This window comes from Arthrobacter sp. SDTb3-6, assembly GCF_013376095.1.
GTDB lineage: Bacteria > Actinomycetota > Actinomycetes > Actinomycetales > Micrococcaceae > Specibacter.
On sequence record NZ_JAAMFN010000012.1, the window covers coordinates 61,492 to 80,147 of the forward strand.

Annotated in this window: 14 protein-coding genes and 2 tRNA genes; 10 read left to right on the top strand and 6 right to left on the bottom strand. The window is 68.3% G+C overall.

The window, feature by feature from the left end:
- Positions 1–213: 213 nt before the first annotated feature.
- Both G6035_RS07985 and bcp read left to right on the top strand, forming a co-directional pair.
- A tRNA-Lys gene (locus tag G6035_RS07985) sits at positions 214–286 on the top strand.
- A gap of 226 nt (positions 287–512) precedes the next feature.
- Positions 513–986 (top strand): thioredoxin-dependent thiol peroxidase, encoded by a 474-nt coding sequence (bcp, locus tag G6035_RS07990; RefSeq protein ID WP_176616551.1) that lies wholly within the window; start codon positions 513–515, stop codon positions 984–986.
- A gap of 78 nt (positions 987–1,064) precedes the next feature.
- Here bcp and G6035_RS07995 read toward each other — a convergent pair.
- A tRNA-Leu gene (locus G6035_RS07995) sits at positions 1,065–1,146 on the bottom strand.
- Positions 1,147–1,267: 121 nt separating this feature from the next.
- Here G6035_RS07995 and G6035_RS08000 point away from each other — a divergent pair.
- From G6035_RS08000 to G6035_RS08025, 6 genes are all read left to right on the top strand, one after another.
- Positions 1,268–3,049 carry an ABC transporter substrate-binding protein gene (locus G6035_RS08000; RefSeq protein ID WP_371130912.1) on the top strand — a complete coding sequence of 594 codons (1,782 nt, stop codon included), beginning with the start codon at positions 1,268–1,270 and terminating at the stop codon, positions 3,047–3,049.
- A gap of 121 nt (positions 3,050–3,170) precedes the next feature.
- The gene (locus tag G6035_RS08005; protein ID WP_176616552.1) at positions 3,171–4,670 is read left to right on the top strand and encodes a malate:quinone oxidoreductase; all 1,500 of its coding nucleotides are present in this window, start codon (positions 3,171–3,173) and stop codon (positions 4,668–4,670) included.
- A gap of 55 nt (positions 4,671–4,725) precedes the next feature.
- Positions 4,726–7,968 (top strand): efflux RND transporter permease subunit, encoded by a 3,243-nt coding sequence (locus tag G6035_RS08010; RefSeq protein WP_176616553.1) that lies wholly within the window; start codon positions 4,726–4,728, stop codon positions 7,966–7,968.
- A 161-nt stretch (positions 7,969–8,129) separates the two neighbouring features.
- Positions 8,130–9,065: an endonuclease domain-containing protein gene (locus G6035_RS08015; protein WP_256127830.1), complete on the top strand. Its 936-nt coding sequence runs from the start codon at positions 8,130–8,132 to the stop codon at positions 9,063–9,065.
- A 202-nt stretch (positions 9,066–9,267) separates the two neighbouring features.
- On the top strand, positions 9,268–10,392 hold the full coding sequence (locus G6035_RS08020; protein WP_176616554.1) for an LLM class flavin-dependent oxidoreductase: 1,125 nt from the start codon (positions 9,268–9,270) through the stop codon (positions 10,390–10,392).
- Positions 10,389–10,898: a MarR family winged helix-turn-helix transcriptional regulator gene (locus G6035_RS08025; RefSeq protein ID WP_176616555.1), complete on the top strand. Its 510-nt coding sequence runs from the start codon at positions 10,389–10,391 to the stop codon at positions 10,896–10,898. Before G6035_RS08020 ends, G6035_RS08025 begins: the two co-directional genes overlap by 4 nt.
- On the opposite strand, the gene G6035_RS08030 is transcribed toward G6035_RS08025, so the two are convergent.
- Both G6035_RS08030 and G6035_RS08035 read right to left on the bottom strand, forming a co-directional pair.
- Positions 10,873–11,652, bottom strand: coding sequence for a hypothetical protein (locus tag G6035_RS08030; RefSeq protein ID WP_176616556.1), 780 nt, complete (start codon positions 11,650–11,652; stop codon positions 10,873–10,875). The two genes, G6035_RS08025 and G6035_RS08030, sit on opposite strands and share 26 nt — an antisense overlap.
- Positions 11,653–11,765: 113 nt before the next feature.
- Positions 11,766–13,271 carry a M20/M25/M40 family metallo-hydrolase gene (locus G6035_RS08035; protein WP_256127831.1) on the bottom strand — a complete coding sequence of 502 codons (1,506 nt, stop codon included), beginning with the start codon at positions 13,269–13,271 and terminating at the stop codon, positions 11,766–11,768.
- A 51-nt stretch (positions 13,272–13,322) separates the two neighbouring features.
- Between G6035_RS08035 and G6035_RS08040 the strand changes: the two genes are divergently transcribed.
- Complete coding sequence (locus G6035_RS08040; protein WP_176616557.1) at positions 13,323–14,156, top strand: fumarylacetoacetate hydrolase family protein; 834 nt, start codon at positions 13,323–13,325, stop codon at positions 14,154–14,156.
- 86 nt (positions 14,157–14,242) lie between these two features.
- Positions 14,243–14,773, top strand: coding sequence for a GtrA family protein (locus G6035_RS08045; RefSeq protein WP_176616558.1), 531 nt, complete (start codon positions 14,243–14,245; stop codon positions 14,771–14,773).
- A gap of 28 nt (positions 14,774–14,801) precedes the next feature.
- Here G6035_RS08045 and G6035_RS08050 read toward each other — a convergent pair whose 3' ends face one another.
- The 3 genes from G6035_RS08050 to G6035_RS08060 are packed head-to-tail and all read right to left on the bottom strand — an operon-like array spanning position 14,802 to position 18,624.
- On the bottom strand, positions 14,802–15,956 hold the full coding sequence (locus tag G6035_RS08050; protein ID WP_176616559.1) for a cysteine desulfurase family protein: 1,155 nt from the start codon (positions 15,954–15,956) through the stop codon (positions 14,802–14,804).
- A gap of 2 nt (positions 15,957–15,958) precedes the next feature.
- Entirely contained in the window at positions 15,959–16,861 is a 903-nt protein-coding gene (gene nadC, locus G6035_RS08055) for a carboxylating nicotinate-nucleotide diphosphorylase (protein WP_176616560.1), read from the bottom strand.
- On the bottom strand, positions 16,858–18,624 hold the full coding sequence (locus tag G6035_RS08060; RefSeq protein WP_176616561.1) for an L-aspartate oxidase: 1,767 nt from the start codon (positions 18,622–18,624) through the stop codon (positions 16,858–16,860). The genes nadC and G6035_RS08060 overlap by 4 nt, the downstream gene beginning before the upstream one ends.
- Positions 18,625–18,656 lie beyond the last annotated feature (32 nt).

The window sequence follows — 18,656 nt, forward strand, 5'->3', positions numbered from 1 at the left end:
GACATGGGGCGGCCGTGCCGGTTTCAACGCGGAAATTCGTGTCCTGGCCGCCAAAAAACCGCGTCTTTCCCGGGATTTTGACCCGGCCGCCTGTGATCTGTGCCGCAAACGGACTTTTCGATTTCACACCCGCCCAAAAACCATGTAGTGTTTCATGTCGTTGCAGGGAACACAACGGACACAAACCGGCGTGAACCGCTGCGGCCAGAAGATGCACCTCTAGCTCAATTGGCAGAGCAATTGACTCTTAATCAATGGGTTTCGGGTTCAAGTCCCGAGGGGTGCACAGTTGAAAGACGGCCCCGGTCCGCTTAGGCGGACCGGGGCCGTTTTGTTTTCCCCGCCAGGTGCGCGAGCGCCGCCCGGCCGCTGCCCGGGCAGGTGGCCTCCGATGCCGCCGAACGCGGGGCCCGCCGCGAATTTAAGGGTCCACGGCAACTGGCCTAGGCTGAAGTGAACATCCCGCCGCGTTCCCTTGCGGCGCCCGTCCACACACCGCCCCAGGAGCCACCATGACCGAACGCCTCGTCCCCGGCGACACCGCCCCGGCCTTCAGCCTGCCCAATGCCGACGGCGGCACCACGGCACTGCAGGACTTCACGGGCCAGAACGTGGTGGTCTACTTTTACCCCGCCGCGGCAACGCCGGGGTGCACCAAGGAGGCCTGCGACTTCCGCGACAACCTGGCGTCGTTGAAGTCGGCCGGCTACCAGGTGCTGGGCATCTCCCCCGATCCCGTCGCCAAGCTGGCCAAGTTCGCAGCCAAGGAGGAACTCACGTTCCCGCTGTTGTCCGACGAGGACCATGCCGTTGCGGACGCCTACGCTGCGTGGGGTGAGAAGAAGAACTATGGGAAGACGTACCAGGGGCTGATCCGCTCCACGATCGTGGTCGACGGCAGCGGGAAGGTGGCACTGGCACAGTACAACGTCCGCGCCACCGGCCACGTCGCCAAGCTGCGCCGTGACTTGAAGATCGACGCCTGATCGAAAATCGGCCCTCCGGCCCGCCCGTTTCGCGATCCTGGCGCGGCCGCAAGGCCGGCAACGGCAGTGATCAATGTGTGCGCAAGAGGGGACTTGAACCCCTACGCCCGAAGGCACAGGTACCTAAAACCTGCGTGTCTACCAATTCCACCACTCGCGCCGGCAAATACATGCGGTAAAGACCTGCACAATACTACCCGGCAATCCCCCCGGCCCGTCACACCCGCAACCACGGCTCCAGCCCGCAGCCTGCCGCTGCCGGGCTTGAGCAACTAGGATGAGTGGCTGACGGAACACCCTGCGGCAAGGAGAACCCCCACGTGCCACTTCAGGCCCGCACGCAACGCACGCCGAGCCGACGCACGCCGCACCGGGCCGCGGGCAGGGCGGGGCGTCAGCACCCGCGCACGCGAGGCCTGCTCGCGGCGGCGCTGGCCGCCGTCGTCCTGCTGGGCATGACTGCCTGCTCGGGGGCGCCGTCACCGGGCCCGAGCGCCACGGGGCAAGACAGCGCCAATGCGGCCCCCGTGACCTTCCGCTTCGGCACGGGCGCGGACCCGGCGGGCCTGGATCCGGCGCTGGTGGCGGACACGGAATCTTACCGGGTGACGCGGCAGGTCCTGGAGGGGCTCGTGACGGTCGACCCCGTCACGGGGGCGCCGGCGGCAAGCCTGGCGACGTCGTGGAAGGAGTCCGACGGCGGGCTCAGCTACCAGTTCAAGCTGCGCCCCGGCGTCACGTTCCAGGACGGGACGGCGTTCAACGCGGAGGCCGTCTGCAAGAACTTCCAGCGCTGGTACACCTTCCCAAAAAATGTCCGCGGCGACGGTTCCGGCACCATGTTCAAGCAGGTTTTCCGCGATTTTTCAGACCAGCCCAACGACTCGCTGTACGGCGGCTGCACCGTGGACGGGCCGCTGGAGATGACCCTGCAGCTGAAGCGGCCGCTGACAGGCTTCCTGCAGGCCCTCACGCTTCCCTCGTTTGCGATCTCCTCCCCCACGGCACTGGCGAAAGGCACGGCAAACATCCTGGACCGGACGCTTAACGGCAACAAGGTGTCCCGGTACGCCCTGCACCCTGTCGGCACGGGACCGTTCATGTTCACCTCCTCGGCCAAGGGCAGCGTCACCATGACCGCCTACCCGAAGTACTGGGGCAAAAAGGGCCAGATCCACACCCTCATCTTCACCACCTACAACGAACCGGTGAGCCGGCTCGCCGCACTGGAGGACGGCACCCTGGACGGGTTCGACCCGGTGACGCCAAGCAACTTTGACAAACTGGTCAAGGCCGGCAAGCAGGTGCTCCAGCGCGACCCGTTCTCCGTGATGTACCTGGGCATCAACCAGGCCATCCCCGTGATGAAGGACGACAAGGTGCGCGAGGCCATCGCCGCCGGCATCGACAAGACCACCATCGTGGGCAAGTTCTTCATCGCCGGCACGGCCACCGCGGGCCAGTTCATCCCGCCCAAGCTCAGCGGCTTCAACAACGCCGTGGCGGGCATCCCCTACGACCCCGTCAAGGCCAAGGCGCTCCTGAAGGAATCCAGCTACCGGGGCCAGGAAATCAAGTTCTACTACCCCACCGACGCCACCCGCACCTACCTGGCCACCCCCGAAAAGGTGTATGCGGAAATTGCGCGCGAGCTGACGGCCATCGGCTTCAACATCAAGCCCGTGCCGATCGCCTGGAACGCCGGCTACGTCCAGGCCGTCACCCGCCCGGGCGACCACGCACTGAGCCTCATGGGCTGGAACGGCGGCTACGCCGACCCGGACAACTTCGTGGGCCCGCTCTTTGGCGCCCCCAATGGCGAGCTCGGCCTGCAGGACCCCCAACTCGTCTCAAAAATCACCCGCGCCCGGAGCCTGCCCAACGGGCCCGAACGCGTCGCCGCCTACGACGCCATCAACAAACTGATCGCCCCCTCCGTCCCCGCCGTCCCCATTGCGTTCCCGATCTCCGCGATCGCCCTTTCCGACAAGGTTGCCAGCTACCCGCTCAGCCCTGTCCTGAACGAAGTCTTCAACCAGGTGACGCTGGCCCCCGGCAAATAGCGCCCCGCGTGGGGTACGGCGCCCGGCCCCTCCCGTGTGACCCAGCTCCCTTGATTTACGCTGGGAGCACCTGCCGCGATACGCTTCTACCGCTAGGAAGAGCCTCTATTCGGAGTTGACTGTGACCTTCATTTCGACCACCAAAGACGCTGACGTCGTACTCATCGGAGGCGGCATCATGAGCGCCACTCTGGGTGCAATGCTCAAGCAACTCGAACCAGACTGGAAGATTGTGCTGTTTGAACAGCTCGGTTCGCCAGGTTTGGAATCCTCCAGTCCCTGGAACAACGCCGGCACCGGCCACTCCGCGCTCTGCGAGCTGAACTATTCACCGATGGCCAAGGACGGCTCCGTTGATCCGGCGAAGGCGCTGAACATCAACGAACAGTTCCAGCTCTCCCGCCAGTTTTGGGCACACATGGTGGACAACAACATGATCGGCTCCCCCAGGGGCTTCATCAACACCGTCCCGCACATGAGCTTTGTCATCGGCGAGCCGCACCGGAAGTTCCTCAAGACCCGGCACCAGGCCCTGGCCGGCAACCCGCTGTTTGCTTCCATGGAGTACACCGAGGACCCGGCACAGATCGCCGAATGGGCGCCGCTGGTGATGAAGGGCCGCGACCCGCAGCAGGTGGTGGCCGCAACCCGTGCAGCCGAAGGAACCGACGTCGACTTTGGCGCCCTGACCCGCGAACTCATCGGCTACATGGACCACAACGGCGTCGAGGTGAACTTCAACACCTCCGTCACCGATGTCCAGCGGACCGGCGACGGCCAGTGGGACATCGACACCAAGCACCCCTCCTCAGGGGAGCGCGGCCGCATCAAGGCAAAGTTCGTGTTCATCGGCGGCGGCGGCGGGGCCCTGCACCTGCTCCAAAAGTCCGGCATCCCCGAGGGCAAGGGCTTCGGCGGCTTCCCCGTCTCCGGCCAGTTCTTCCGCTGTACGGATGAGGCCATCGCTTCCAAGCACAGCGCCAAGGTCTACGGCCAGGCCTCCGTGGGGGCCCCGCCCATGTCCGTCCCGCACCTGGACACCCGGTACGTGGGCGGCAAGCGCTCCCTGCTCTTCGGCCCGTACGGCGGCTTCTCCACGAAGTACCTGAAGACCGGCAGCTACCTTGACCTGCCCGGCTCCATCCGCCCCGGCAACATCATCCCCATGCTCGCCGTGGGCAAGGACAACCTGGACCTGGTGAAGTACCTGGTCAGCGAGGTCACCAAGTCCCACGCCGGCAAGGTGGAGGCGCTCCACGAGTACTTCCCCGGTGCCGACGGCAACGACTGGGAGCTGATCACAGCCGGCCAGCGCGTGCAGATCATCAAGAAGGACGCCAAGAAGGGCGGCGTGCTGCAGTTCGGCACCGAGGTCATCACCTCGGCCGACGGAACCATCTCCGCCCTGCTGGGCGCATCCCCGGGTGCGTCCACGGCCGTGCCGATCATGCTGCAGCTGCTCCAGCGCTGCTTCCCGCGCAAGTTCAAGCTCGAATGGCAGGATTCGCTGCGTGGCATGATGCCCACCTACGGCACCAAGCTCAATGAGAACGCGGAGCTGTTTGCGCAGACCCTCGCCGCCACGGCCGAGTCCCTCCAGCTGCAGACCGACGCAGCCTAGCGTTCCCGCCCGGCAGGGCCGGGCAGACCAGGCATAACGCAGTGGGAGTGTATTGATGTTTCGCTTGGCACGGATGTCGCTGGGCAGCCGGGCGCTGATTGCCCTGATCACCGTCTTCGCCGTGGTGTTCGGCGTGATCACGCTCGGTTCGCTCAAGCAGGAACTGATCCCCTCCATCGAGTTCCCGCGCATCACCGTGGTCTCGGCCATGCCGGGCGCGTCGCCGGAAGTGGTGGACAAGCAGGTCGGCGCCCCGCTGGAAGCTGCCCTGAACGGCGTCGAAGGCCTCGAGAGCAGCACGTCGACCTCCCGCAGCGGCGTCTCAACGATCAACCTGTCCTTCGCCTACGGCACCAACCTGGACCGGGCCCGGAACCAGATTGACCGGGCCATTTCCAATGTCGCCCCCAAACTGCCGGATGGTGTGCAGCCGCAGCCCATTTCCGGCAGCATCGACGATTTCCCGATCGTGTTCCTTGCCGTGTCCTCGGACCAGGACCTGGCAGCCCTGAACACCAGCCTGCAACGCCTGGCGGTGCCGGCGCTGCTGAAGATCGACGGCGTGCGCAGCGCCGACGTCACCGGCGCCAACACCCAGCACATTGCCATCCTGCCCAATGCAGCCAGGCTGTCGGCGGCCGGGCTGAACCCCGGCTCCATCACGAAGGCGCTGAAGAACAACGGCACGCTGGTGCCCGTCGGGTCGCTGGGCAACCAGGGGCTGACGCTGCCCATCCAGGCCGGCAGCCCCGTCGATTCGCTCGACGCCATCAAGGCCCTGCCGCTGTCCGGGGGCAAGGCGGCCACGGCCCCCACGATCGGCTCCGTGGCCAGCGTGGCGCTGGCGGATGATCCCACCACCTCCATCACGCGCACCAACGGCAAGCCCACGCTGGCACTGTCCATCACCAAGACACCCGGGGCGGACACCGTGACGCTCTCGCATGAGATCGCCGCGCAGCTGCCCCAGATCCAGGCCTCCCTGGGCCACAACACGAAGTTCACCACCGTCCTGGACCAGGCGCCGTTCATTGAAAAGTCCATCCACGACCTCACCCAGGAGGGCTTGCTGGGACTCGGCTTCGCCGTCGTGGTGATCCTGGTTTTCCTGCTGTCCGTCCGCTCCACCCTGGTCACGGCGATCTCCATCCCGCTCTCGCTGCTGGTGACGTTCATCGGACTGTGGGCCACGGGCTATTCGCTGAACATCCTGACCCTGGGCGCCCTGACCATCGCGATCGGCCGGGTGGTGGACGACTCCATTGTGGTCATTGAAAACATCAAGCGGCACATGGGTTACGGCGAGGACAAGAAGGCAGCCATCCTTTCCGCCATCCGCGAGGTGGCCGGCGCCATCACGGCGTCCACGCTGACCACGGTGGCGGTGTTCCTGCCCATCGCGTTTGTGGGCAGCCTGGCCGGGGAACTGTTCCGCCCGTTTGCCCTCACCGTGACGTTTGCGCTGCTGGCCTCGCTGCTGGTGTCGCTGTCCATTGTCCCGGTGCTGGCCTACTGGTTCCTGAAGTCCCCCGCCGGCACCGCGGACGACGCCGGCACCGCCCTCGCCGGGCAGGCGCTCCTTCGCGCCGTGGAAGGGAAGGAACGCAGCTCCTGGCTGCAGCGCGGCTACCTGCCTGTGCTTGCCAAGACGCAAAAGCACCCCGTCTACACGCTGCTGGCCGGGGCCGTCATTCTGGGAGCAACGCTGGCCATGACGCCGCTGCTGCCCACCAACCTGCTCGGCGACACCGGGCAGAACAGCATGACGGTCAACCAGGCGATGCCCGCGGGCACCAGCCTGGACGTCACCGACGCCGCGGCGAAAAAGGTCGAGGCCGTGCTTGCTGGCATCGACGGCGTCCAGGACGTGCAGGTCACGGTCGGCAACGCCTCGGGCGGCTTCTCCTCGCTACTTTCCTCGGGGGCATCTAGCGCCTCCTTCCAGGTCATCACGAACCCCGACGCCGACCAGGTGAAGCTGCAGGACACCGTCCGGAAGGCCGTGGCCCGCATCAAGGATGCCGGGACCATTGCGCTGGGAGCCTCCGGCGGCGGCTTTGGCACCTCAAACTCGGTGGACGTCATGGTGAAGGCGGGCACCGGCGCCGAACTCCAGGCGGCGTCCGACACCCTGGTGAAGGCCATGGCCGGCCTGCCCGGTGCGCAGTCCGTTTCCAGCAACCTCTCCGGCGCGCAGCCAGTGGTGCAGGTCAGCGTGGACCGGGCCAAGGCCGCCGCGGCGGGGCTGGACGAGGCACAGATCACCGGGCTGCTGGCGGCCACCGTCAGCCCCATCCCGGCCGGGACGGTGCGCATCGACACGACCGACTACAAGGTCCAGGTGGGCACCGGCAGGACCTTTGACTCCGTGGCGGACCTCGCCGCGGCCGTCATCCCCACCGCCGCCGGGCCCGTGCCGCTGGGTTCCGTCGCCACGGTGAAGCAGGTGGACACGCCGCTGACCATCACCTCCTCCAACGGCCAGCGGACGGCCACGGTCTCCGTGGTGCCGGAAGCCAACTCGCTGGGCTCGCTGAGCGCCGAGGTGCAAAAGAAGCTCGATGCCGTGACACTGCCGGCCGGTGCCATTGCCACGATCGGCGGCGCGGCCACGCAGCAGGCCGATTCCTTCCGGCAGCTGGGGCTGGCCATGCTCGCTGCCATCGCCATCGTGTACGTGATCATGGTGGCCGCATTCAAGTCGCTGGTGCAGCCGCTGATCCTGCTCGTCTCCATTCCCTTTGCGGCCACGGGCGCCATCGGGCTGCTGCTCATCACGCGCGTGCCGCTGGGCCTGGCGTCCCTGATCGGCATGTTGATGCTGGTGGGCATCGTGGTCACCAACGCCATTGTGCTCATTGACCTGATCAACCAGTACCGCCGTCCCTCCGGCGACCGGCCTGCCATGAACGTGGCCGACGCCATTGAGCACGGCGCCCGGCAGCGCCTGCGCCCCATCCTGATGACGGCGCTGGCCACCATTTTCGCGCTGACGCCGATGGCGCTGGGCGTGACGGGCGGCGGCGGGTTCATCTCCCAGCCCCTGGCCATCGTGGTGGTGGGCGGACTCGTGTCCTCCACCCTCCTGACGCTGGTGCTGGTGCCGGTGCTGTACCGCCTCGTGGAGGGCCGCAAGGAAAGGCGTGAGCTGCTGAAGGCGCTGAAGACGGTGCACCGGCCGGCTGCCGGTCCCGGCCGCGGCCCCGGCGGCCCGTCGTCGCCGGCGCAGCCCGCGTTCGAGGACTGGACCACGGGTGCCATCCCGAAGGTCCGCGGCCGCCGCGCCGCCCTCGACTAAACCCCGCCCGGGCCGCCCCTCCCCTGTCCTTGTTGCAGATCCTGGCCCAAAAAGGGACATTTCAGCGGATTTTCGTCCAAGAGCTGCAACATGGATGGCGGGTGGGGCCCGGTTGTGGATAACTTAAACGCCCACTGCCGGAAATTGCCATGCTTGGGGGCATGGCAGCGCTTGACCGTCTTCCCGAAATGTTCCGGGCCGCCCCGTTCACCCTCGAGGAAGCGCGCGCGGCCGGAAGCAGCTACGGCGAGCTGTGTCACCGCGACGTGGTCACGCTCAGCCGCGGCATCAAGACCTTGAAGAACGACGCCGACCTCCCCCTGGCGCTCCTCACGCGCCCCTATACCGTGGTCACCGGATATTCGGCCGCCTCCCACGGCACTGCGCTGGCCATCTGGGACATTCCGGGGTTCCTTCCCGGTCAGGACGGCAAGGCGATCCATATCTCCCGCCAGTACCCCCGCGTCCCGGCGCGGCGGCGCGGGGTGGCCGGCCACCGCACCATGTTCCGAGACGACGAAGTCTGCATTCTCGACGGCCTGTGGATCACCACCAGGACAAGGACTTGGCTGGACTGCGCCCGCAAGATGGCAGTTGCTGAACTGGTGGTGGCTGCCGACCACCTTGTCCGTATCCCGCGGCCCGTATTTGAAGGCCGCAGCGAGCCCTACGCAACCCTTACGGAACTCGCCGTTCTCCTGGAACGGCATCCGGGAACGCCGGGCATCGTGAAGGCACGTGAGGCGCTGCACCTGGCCCGGACCGGCTCCGACTCGCCCCAGGAAACCAGGCTCCGCCTGGCGTGTGGGCAGGCAGGCCTTCCGGAACCCCAACTCAACGTTGCCGTCCGGCTCACCGACGGGGTGGAACGGACACCCGACCAGTCCTACCGGGACTACAAGGTCGCTGTCGAATACGACGGAGCAACGCACGCCGATCCACGGCAGGTGGAAAGGGACGTCGCCCGGGAAGAGGACTATGCCCGGGCGGGCTGGAAGGAAGTGCGCATCATGAGGAGGCACATGGCCAACGACGCCCAGGAAGCCGTCCGCAAGGTCCGTGCGGCCCTCCACGAACGCGGCTGGCGGCCCTCCTAAGATCTGTGTTGCAGCTCTTGGGTCAAAACCGGCCATTTGCGCCGAAATCGGTCCAGGACCTGCAACATGGATGCTGCGGGGAGGTGCCAACCGCTGCAGGAGGAGGCCCGGGAACATTTTGGGCCTTCCCCGGGTTGGACCGTATATTAGATGCAAACGCATATATATCCCGGGTCGCGTCCGGGAGACCAAGGAGCACACCATGCAGTTCGGAATATTCAGTGTTGGCGACATCACCATGGACCCCACCACGGGCCGGACGCCCACCGAGCACGAACGCCTGAAGGCCATCACCACCATCGCCAAGCATGCCGAGGACGTCGGCATGGACGTCTTTGCCACCGGTGAGCACCACAACCCGCCGTTCTACCCCAGCTCCCCCACCACCATCCTGGGCTACATCGCTGCGCAGACGGAGAAGATCATCCTCTCCACGACCACCACGCTGATCACCACCAACGATCCCGTGAAGATCGCCGAGGACTTCGCCACCCTCCAGCACCTTGCCGAGGGCCGCGTGGACCTGGTCCTGGGCCGTGGAAACACCGCCCCCGTCTACCCCTGGTTTGGGAAGAACATCCAGGATTCGGTGGAGCTGACGGTGGAAAACTACGCCCTGCTGCGCCGCCTCTGGGATGAGGAAGTGGTGAACTGGGAGGGCAGGTTCCGCACGCCGCTGCGCGGCTTCACCGCCACACCGCGCCCGCTCGACGGCGTTGCCCCCTTTGTCTGGCACGGCAGCATCCGCACGCCCCAGGTTGCCGAGATTGCCGCCTACTACGGCGACGGCTTCTTCGCCAACAACATCTTCTGGCCCAAGGAACACTACATCCAGTTGATCAACCTCTACCGGGATCGCTTCGCCCACTACGGCCACGGCACCCCGGAACAGGCCATTGTGGGCCTGGGCGGCCAGTTCTTCATCCGGAAGAACTCGCAGGACGCCGTCAACGAGTTCCGCCCGTACTTCAACAACGCCCCCGTCTACGGCCACGGCCCGTCCATGGAGGACTTCACCTCCCAGACCCCGCTGACCGTTGGCAGCCCTGCGGAAATGATTGAAAAGACCCTGGCGTTCCGCGACTACTTCGGCGACTACCAGCGCCAGCTGTTCCTCGTGGACCACGCCGGCCTGCCGCTGAAGACCGTGCTGGAACAGCTGGACCTCTTCGGCTCGGACGTGCTCCCCACGCTCCGGAAGGAGTTTGCGGCGAACCGCCCGGCCAACATCCCGGAGGCCCCGACGTTCGCCGCCCGGAAGGCGGCAAAGGAAGCCAAGGAGGCCGCCGGCCTCGAGCATGAAACGGCTGGCGGTGTGGGCGCATGATCTCCGCCGCAGCCCACCGGCGCCTCGCCACCGAGGCGTGGGAATCGCTGCTGCGCTCGCAGGTGGCCGTGATGCGCGAACTCCACAAGGAACCCATATTCAAGAAGGTGGGCAGCCGCGAGTACGACGTCCTGTTCAACCTCTCGCGCTGCCCCACGGGCTGGCTGCGCCTGAATGAACTCAACGACAACGTGTTGCTGACCCAGCCGAGCATCTCCCGCCTCGTGGAGCGGCTGGAGGCGCGCGGCCTGGTGCAGCGCCGGACGCCCGACGACGACCGGCGGGGTGTGCTGATCGGGCTCACCGAGGCGGGCGCGGCCCTGCAAAAGGAGGTGGGGCGGGCGCATGTGCAAAACATCATGCAGCTCATGGAGGAGGCCCTCAGCGACGCCGAAATGCAGACGCTGTTGGAGCTGACCGGCAAGTTGCGCTCCGCCGTGGCACTCCGGGCCGGCGGGACGGCTGCGGCCGCCGCTGCGGTCAGTCCAGCACCTTCAGCGACGTGACCATCCGTTGGATGTCCAGGTAGCCGCCGGTGCGCATGTAGGCCTGGGCGTCCGCGATCGTGGCAAAGGCACGCAATCCGGCGGACCCGTCCAGGGCGCTGGTGAACTGCCGGACGTCGCCGAACATGTAGGCGCCCAGGGCGTTCGACTGGACGGTGTTGTGGACCAGGCAGGCCTTCCTGTCGGCCCCGCCCGCCTGGTCGGTGATGCCATATGACGCGTAAAAGTGCGTGCCGCCCTGGATCACGCGGTAGACGAAGCGCGGGGCCACGGCGGCCGCGCCCGTGTTGTCCGAGGGAATCTGCAGCGGGATGCTGGCCAGCACGGTGTAGGGCCGCTTCGCCGCGGCCGGGCAGGTCCCGCCCGGCGCCGGGAGGTGCGTTTGCAGGGTGGCCATGAGGTCGCCGGAACCGCCGCGCACCTCGACCCGGATGCCCTTGCCGGGCTTCCCGGGCACCAGCTGCGTGGTCCAGGCGGCGGGCAGGTCAAAGCTGACGGTCCGGGCCGGGTCCGTATACGTCTTCCATTGCGCGGCGGTGGACCCCGCCGTTGACGTGGCGCTGCCCGTGGCTGCGCCACCCGTGGTTTCCGCGGACGACGGCGCCGGGCCGGCCTGGGTGTCTCCGCCGGCCGACGCTGCGGGGCTGGCCGCGGTGATCGTCACCCCGCAGGCTGCCAGTGACAGGGCGGCCGCCAGCCCCGTGGCCGCCAGGAACCACGCCCGCAATTGCCTGCCTCCACTAAAACGTTGCATTGCATCCCCTCAAAGGTCCGTTTCCCCCCTTCGGGACCAACACTAGCCATCACGGCCGTGGCCGCGTCGGCGGCGCGCCATCCTGGTCGCCGTCCGGGGAGGCCCGGGTCGGTTCACAGGCCCTTGACCAGCTCCCGGTAAAACACCACGCCGGCGCCCAGGGAGGCGATGCGCACCTTCTCGTCGATGCCATGCAGGCTGGCCCGGTCGGCGTCGTCCATCAACAGCGGGGAGAAGCGGTAGACGGCGGGGCAGATGGCGGCGAAATGTCGGGAGTCCGTGGCGCCGGTCTGCACGTACGGCGTAACCACCGCCTCCGGATAGGAGACGCCGACGCTGCGCGCAATGAGTGCAAACTGGGCGTTGGTGAAGGAGGAGACCGGCGAAGGGCTGTGGCCGCTGCGGAACCTCAGCTCGACGGCGGGGTCGTTGATGGTGCGCCGCACGCGTTCGAGGGTGCCTTCCACGGTCTCCCCGACGGCGATGCGGATGTTGGCATGGGCCCGGGCCGTGGCCGCAAGCACGTTGGCGCCGTGGCTGCCTTCAAGTTCCGTGATGGCCACGGTGGTGCGCGTCATGGCGCGGGTTTCATCGCCGAGGGCGTCAAACAGTTTCGTCAGTAGTCCCTTGAACGCCCACATGTTCGACGTCACCAGCCGCAAGCCCAGGCCGCTGTTGGCGCCGGTCCTGCGCAGCATTTCCACAACCGGCCCCGGCATGGACTGCGGAAACGGGTTTTCCTCCAGGGCCATGATGGCACGGGCCAGGCGCGCTGTGGCACCCATTTTCGGCGGCGTCGAGGCGTGTCCGCCCGGGCTGCGCGTGAGCAGTTCAAGGTCCAGGACACCCTTTTCCGCGACCCCGACGACCGCGGCCGGCGGCGCCAGCCCCGGAAACGCGTTTTCAGCCACGGCACCGCCTTCATCGAGCACCATCCAGGGCCGGACGCCGCGGCCGTTCAGCAGCGATGCCGCCGCCGCGGCGCTGTCCCCGGCGGTTTCCTCGTTGTTGCCCAAGGACAGGTACACGTCGCGTGCCGGGGTGAAGCCTTCCTGCACCAGCGACTCCACGGCGCTGAGGATGAGTACGACGGCGCCCTTGTCGTCGAGCGCGCCGCGCCCCCACACGTGGGTCCCGTCCTGGTGGCCGGAGAACCCCGGATGGGTCCAGGCGTCGCGCGCGTCCACAGGCACCACGTCGTAGTGGGCCATGAGCACCGCCGGCGCGGCATCGGCCCCCGGCCCCGCACCCGGCCATTTGAAGAGCAGGGCGTGGCCATTGACGAACTCGCGTTCCAGGTGCGCGTGCACACCGGGGAAGAGGCGGGCCAGGGCGTCGATGAAGCCGGTGAATTCATCCAGTTCAATCTCGTCCCGCCGGCGGGAAAACACCGTGCGGAAGCGGATCAGTTCGCCCAGCCGGTCTGCGGCGGCCCGGGCGAAGTCCGCTCCGATGGCGTCCGGGTGCGCAGTCCCGGCACGCTCCCCCGTCTTTGCCGCCTGGGCTTCGGCGCCCGCGCGCACGGCACGCGCGCCCATGACGGCTGCGGTTCCGGCGGCACCGGCCGCGAGCGCTGCGGCGACGGCACGGTTCACTGACTTTGCGCTGACGCGTCCCATGGCCAAAGTCTAGGTCACGGTCCCCGTCCCGACAGGAGGTAGGATGTCCTCATGACCTTCGTCCCGTACCGCCTGGCCCGTGTCCGCCCCCTCGATGCAGAGGCGGGACCACTGCCGGAGCAGTTCTTTGTCCGCAATGATGCCGCGGACTTCGCCAGCGCCGAAGGCGGCGTCTGGACCGTGGTCGAGTCCCCCTTCCCCACGTCGCCCGCCAACCAAAACAGCCGGGCCCGGGCCGGCTGGACCACCGGGGCGACGGTTGTCGAGAGCCAGTTCACCTTCCTGGCCCCGTGCTCCCCCTCCAACGTGTTCGGGATGGCCCACAACACGGGGGCACCCGGCCGGGCCCTGCCGCCGCAGGCGTTCCACAAGGCGGCCAGCTCCGTCGTCGGCCCCGGCGAGGCGATCAGGCTGCGCCCCGGGGCGGGGTACGTGGACCCCGAAGCCGAGCTGACCGCCGTCGTCGGCAGGCCGGCGAGGAACCTGACCCTGGACAATGCGCGTGAGGCCATCCTGGGCTTCACCATCGGCAACGACGTCTCCGACCGCGACGCCCAGAAGAGCGACGAACTGTGGCTGAGCGCCAAGAGCCCCGACACGTTCACCCCGCTGGGACCGTGGATCGTGGTCGGCCTCCAGGACCGCGGCCAGCCCATCGGCATCGTGCACAACGGCACCGAACTGGCGCAGGGGTCCACCGACGACCTCGGCTGGGGTGTGGAGGAGATCCTCGTCTACCTCAGCGGCTTCATGACCCTGCAGCCGGGGGACGCCATCCTCACCGGATTCCCCGCCGAATGCCGCCGGATCGTGCCCGGCGACGAGGTGGCGTGCCGGATTGGCGGCATCGGGGAGCTGTGCAATCCGGTGGTGGCCGGCCTCTGACCGCGCCCTGTGCAGGGCGTTCTCACAGCGAATACACAAGCAACGTTTTGGGCAGCCCCAACCTCAAGTGGCAGTATTGGTGACAAATGGCAACTACACCTCCGGGCGAACCTGCAGCCCTGGAACCAGGTCCCAACACTGGAGCCGGCGGGACAGCGCCAGTGGCCATGTCACCGGCGGCGATGAAGCACATCGTCCTGCTCGACCAGCTGCGCGGATTCGGCATCGTTGCCGTGATTTGCACAGTGGTTTCCATGCTGATTTTTGCCGCGCTGCGCCACCCCCTCGGCACCCAGTGGGCCAATGCCATCTCCCTGGTGCTGTGCTCGGTGCTCAACACGGAGTTGAACCGGCGCATCAGCTTCGGCATCACCGGCCTGCACCTGTGGTGGCGGGACCAGCGGCGCGGGCTGTGGATCATGCTGCTGGCGCTCGGCATCACCAGCGGCAGCCTGTTGGTCCTCCACGCGGTTTCGCCCAAAGCGTCCCTGGCCACTGAGCTTGCCGTGATCGTGCTGGGCAATGTGGCCTCCGCCGTGACCCGGTTCGTGCTGCTGCGCTATTGGATTTTCCGTCGGCTGCGCCACGGCGCCACCGCCGTGCCGCTGCACAACTGACCCGGCTGGGCTGCCGCGGCATCGCGGCTTATGCCCGCAGCCGCTTGATCCGCCCCATGGCGGCTTCGAGCTCCTGGGCGGCCGTGGCCAGCTGGGCCTGCGTGGTCTCCGCCCCAAAGCTGAACCGCAGCGCTGTCTGGGCCACCCCGCGCGCGTACCCCATGGCCGTGAGCACGGCTGACGGCTCGTCGGAGCCTGCCGCGCAGGCCGAGCCGGACGAACACACGATGTCCCGCCGCTCCAGTTCCAGCAGCACCGATTCGCCGCTGGTGCCGGGGAAGCAAAACGACGCCACGGACGGCAGCCGCCGGGTTCGGTGACCCGTCAGCTGCGCGCCGGGAACCCTTGCCAGGACCTGGTCGATGAAGCCGTCCCGCAGGGCCGTGGCCTGGCCGGCGGCGGCGTCGCGGCCGGCTTCCGTGAGCCTCAGCGCGGTGGCCAGGGCCACTGCGAACGCCACGTTTTCCGTGCCGGAGCGCGTGCCGCGTTCCTGCCCGCCGCCGTGGACCAGCGGCTCGCAGGGCACGCCGGCGCGCAGGTACAGCAGGCCCACGCCTTTCGGCGCGCCAAGCTTGTGGCCGGAAAGGGCCAGCGCATCGACGCCCAGCCGCTGGACGTCAAGGTCCAGCCAGCCTGCGGCCTGCACGGCGTCGGTGTGGAACGGCACGCCCAGCCCGCGGGCGGCCGACGCCAGCGCCGGGATGTCCTGGACGGTGCCGACCTCGTTGTTGGCATACATGACCGAGGCGACCGCCACGTCGCCGGCCAGCAGGCGCACAAAGCCGGCCGTGTCCACCAGGCCGTCGGCCCCCACGGGCACCATGTCCACCGTGAAGCCGTGGACTCGCCGGAGGTAGTCGGCCGACTCGGCAATGGCCGGATGCTCGATGGAGCTGATGACAATACGGGTCCGGCACGGGTCGGCGGCGCGGCCGGCCAGGGCAATGCCCTTTAGGGCAAGGTTGTCCGCCTCGGTGCCGCCGGAGGTGAAGGTGAGTTCGCCCGGGTGGCAGCCCAGCACGGCTGCCGCCTGGGTGCGGGCGCCGGCCAGGGCGGAGGCGGCCTGCTCCCCCAGTTCGTGGTGGCTGGACGGGTTGCCGAACTGGTTGGTTAAAAACGGGAACATGGCCTCAATCACCTCGCGGCGCACCGGTGTGGTGGCCGCGGCGTCGAGGAAGATCATGGTCAGGCCTCGATGGCGATGTCCAGGCCCAGGTCCAGGGCCCGTACGCTGTGGGTCAGGGCGCCGACGGAGATGATGTCCACGCCCGTGCGCGCAATCGCGGCGATGGTGGCCAGGTTGACGTTGCCGCTGGCCTCCACCAGCGCCCGGCCGTTCACGAGCGCCACACCTGCCGCGAGTTCTTCGTTGCTGAAGTTGTCCAGCATGATGGTGTCCACCCCGGCGGCGAGCACCGGTTCGATCTGCTCCATGTTGTCCACCTCGACCTCGAAGTGGACGGTGTGCGGCAGCTGCGCACGGACGCCGGCGAGCGCCTGCGTCAACTTGGCGGGGTCGCCGCCGGTGAGCACCGCCAGGTGGTTGTCCTTGGCCAGCACGGCGTCGGAAAGCGAGAAGCGGTGGTTGTGCCCGCCGCCGCAGCGCACCGCGTAGCGTTCCAGCGCGCGCAGGCCGGGGGTGGTCTTGCGGGTGTCGGTGACGCGGGCCCTGGTGCCTTCGATGAGCTTGGCATATTCGGCGGTCTGGGTGGCGATGGCGCTCATCCGCTGGGTGAGGTTCAGCGCGATGCGTTCGGCCGTCAACACGGCCCGCGCCCGGCCGGTGACGGACATGATCCGCTGGCCCTTCACAAACGGCTGGCCGTCGGCGACCAGCTGTTCCACCTCGGCAGCCGGATCCTGCATCACCATGGCCGCGGTGAACACGTCCCCGCCGGAAAAGATGCCCGGTTCCCGCGCCACGAGCCAGGCTGTGGCCCGTGCCGTGGCGGGCAGGAGCGTGGCGGAGGTGATGTCGCCGTACGGTGCGTCCTCCACAAACGCCGTGCGCAGGATGTTGTCCACAATCGCGCCGGGCAGGGTTGGCAGCGGGGCCGGGGCGGTGGGGGCAAGGTCGACGGCGTTCATACTGTTTCGCTTTCAAGGACGGGAAGGCTGGTGGGAAGGTGGGCATCGTCGCCGCTGGCGGGCCGCACCGGGGCGTGCGGGCCCTGGACCTGGGGGTGCGGGCTCCGCCCGGGCGCCGGGGCCTGGGGGAAGTCGCTGCGGCAGTGGGCGCCGGCTGAATTGCTGCGGGCCAGGGCCGCGCGGACCAGCAGTTCGGCCGCCAGGAGGAGGTTGGCCAGTTCGGCTTCGGCTTGAGTGGCGGGCTGCCGGGCCAGGCCGGCTGCCTCCTGCCGCCACGCGGCAAGCTGCCGCGCGGCCTCCTGGAGGCCGGCAGCATTGCGGACCACCCCGGCATGGGCTCCCATGAGGCGCTGCAGCGCCTGCCGCGTCAAAGGCGCCGGCCGGGCCCCGGCGGTCCGGACAGGGGCCGGCCCGGGCCAGCCGGGCGGGCCTCCCCCGTCTGGCACTTCCACGGCAACTTCTTCCTGGCGCGGGGGGCGGCCCACGGGCACCGGGCTGGCACCATCCCACGCGCTGCCGAATCCAGGCGCCGTGGACTGCACGAAGGAGTCCACTGCGCGCCGGCCAAACACGAGGCCTTCGAGCAGCGAGTTCGAGGCGAGGCGGTTGGCGCCGTGGACACCGGTGCAGGCCACTTCGCCGGCCGCGTAGAGCCCCGGCAGGGACGTCTGCCCGTCAAGGTTGGTGGCCACCCCGCCCATCCAGTAGTGGGCTGCGGGCGTGACGGGCAGCCACTGGCTGGTCCAGTCAAAGCCGAGTTCGCGGGTCCGGGCGGCGATGGTGGGGAACCTCCGCGCCAGGTAGCCTGCCCCGTGTACGTCCTCCACGCCAGTGGCATCCAGGAAGACGGTTTCGCCGGCGGCTGCACCCATGCTTGACAGGTGCGCGGCGATGCTCCGGGAGACCACGTCGCGCGGGGCCAGGTCTGCCTCGGGGTGGTACCGGGACATGAACGCGGTCCCGGTGCTGTCACGCAGCACGGCACCCGCACCGCGGACGGCCTCGGAGACCAGGAAGTGACCACCAACGGCAAGGGCCGTGGGATGGAATTGGAAGTATTCCAGGTCGGCAACGGCCGCCCCTGCGCGCCAGGCGGCGGCGAGCCCGTCGGCCGTGGCCACGGCCGGATTGGTGGTGAAGTCGAACAGCTGCCCGGCTCCCCCGCTGGCCAGCAGCACGGCGTCGGCCGGGAGTTTTCGGCGCCCCCCGTCCTGGGTCAGCAGCGAGATCCCGGCGACGCGACCGGCGTCGAGCACCAAGTCGCTGACAAAGGAATACTCAAGGATGGTGACCGTGCCCAGTTCCTGGGCGTCACGCACGGCGCGGATCAGCCCGTCGGCGATGGCCGCGCCGGTGGCGTCGCCGCCGGCATGGAGGATGCGGGCGGCGGAATGGGCGCCCTCAAGCCCCAGCGCCCGGCGCCCGGTCCCCGCATCGCGGTCAAAAACCACGCCGAAGCGCTCCAGTGCGGCGATGTCAGCGCGGGCCTCGCCGCACAGGATGCGCACGGCGTCGGGGTTGCACTGGCCGGCACCGGCCTTGAGGGTGTCGGCGATGTGCGCCTCGACGGTGTCCCCGGGGGCGGCGTCGCCGGGGCCCAGCACTGCGCAGATGCCGCCCTGGGCGAAGTGGGTGTTGCTCTGCGCCAGCGCACCCTTGGTGACCAGGGTGACGCGCAGCCCGGCTTCGGCAGCCAGCAGGGTGCTGAACAGGCCGGCGATGCCGCTGCCCACCACGGCCAGGTGCGAATTGCGGGCACTCATGCGCGCGGGGCTCCCTGTGTGGCGGGCTGCCG

What these genes read in the sequence shown, in the direction of transcription:
- bcp (WP_176616551.1), top strand. Translation starts at nt 513, where the DNA reads ATGACCGAACGCCTCGTCCCCGGCGACACCGCCCCGGCCTTCAGCCTG.
- G6035_RS08010 (WP_176616553.1), top strand. Translation starts at nt 4,726, where the DNA reads ATGTTTCGCTTGGCACGGATGTCGCTGGGCAGCCGGGCGCTGATTGCC.
- G6035_RS08015 (WP_256127830.1), top strand. Translation starts at nt 8,130, where the DNA reads ATGGCAGCGCTTGACCGTCTTCCCGAAATGTTCCGGGCCGCCCCGTTC.
- G6035_RS08020 (WP_176616554.1), top strand. Translation starts at nt 9,268, where the DNA reads ATGCAGTTCGGAATATTCAGTGTTGGCGACATCACCATGGACCCCACC.
- G6035_RS08025 (WP_176616555.1), top strand. Translation starts at nt 10,389, where the DNA reads ATGATCTCCGCCGCAGCCCACCGGCGCCTCGCCACCGAGGCGTGGGAA.
- G6035_RS08030 (WP_176616556.1), bottom strand. Translation starts at nt 11,652, where the DNA reads ATGCAACGTTTTAGTGGAGGCAGGCAATTGCGGGCGTGGTTCCTGGCG.
- G6035_RS08035 (WP_256127831.1), bottom strand. Translation starts at nt 13,271, where the DNA reads ATGGGACGCGTCAGCGCAAAGTCAGTGAACCGTGCCGTCGCCGCAGCG.
- G6035_RS08040 (WP_176616557.1), top strand. Translation starts at nt 13,323, where the DNA reads ATGACCTTCGTCCCGTACCGCCTGGCCCGTGTCCGCCCCCTCGATGCA.
- G6035_RS08045 (WP_176616558.1), top strand. Translation starts at nt 14,243, where the DNA reads ATGGCAACTACACCTCCGGGCGAACCTGCAGCCCTGGAACCAGGTCCC.
- G6035_RS08050 (WP_176616559.1), bottom strand. Translation starts at nt 15,956, where the DNA reads ATGATCTTCCTCGACGCCGCGGCCACCACACCGGTGCGCCGCGAGGTG.
- nadC (WP_176616560.1), bottom strand. Translation starts at nt 16,861, where the DNA reads ATGAACGCCGTCGACCTTGCCCCCACCGCCCCGGCCCCGCTGCCAACC.
- G6035_RS08060 (WP_176616561.1), bottom strand. Translation starts at nt 18,624, where the DNA reads ATGAGTGCCCGCAATTCGCACCTGGCCGTGGTGGGCAGCGGCATCGCC.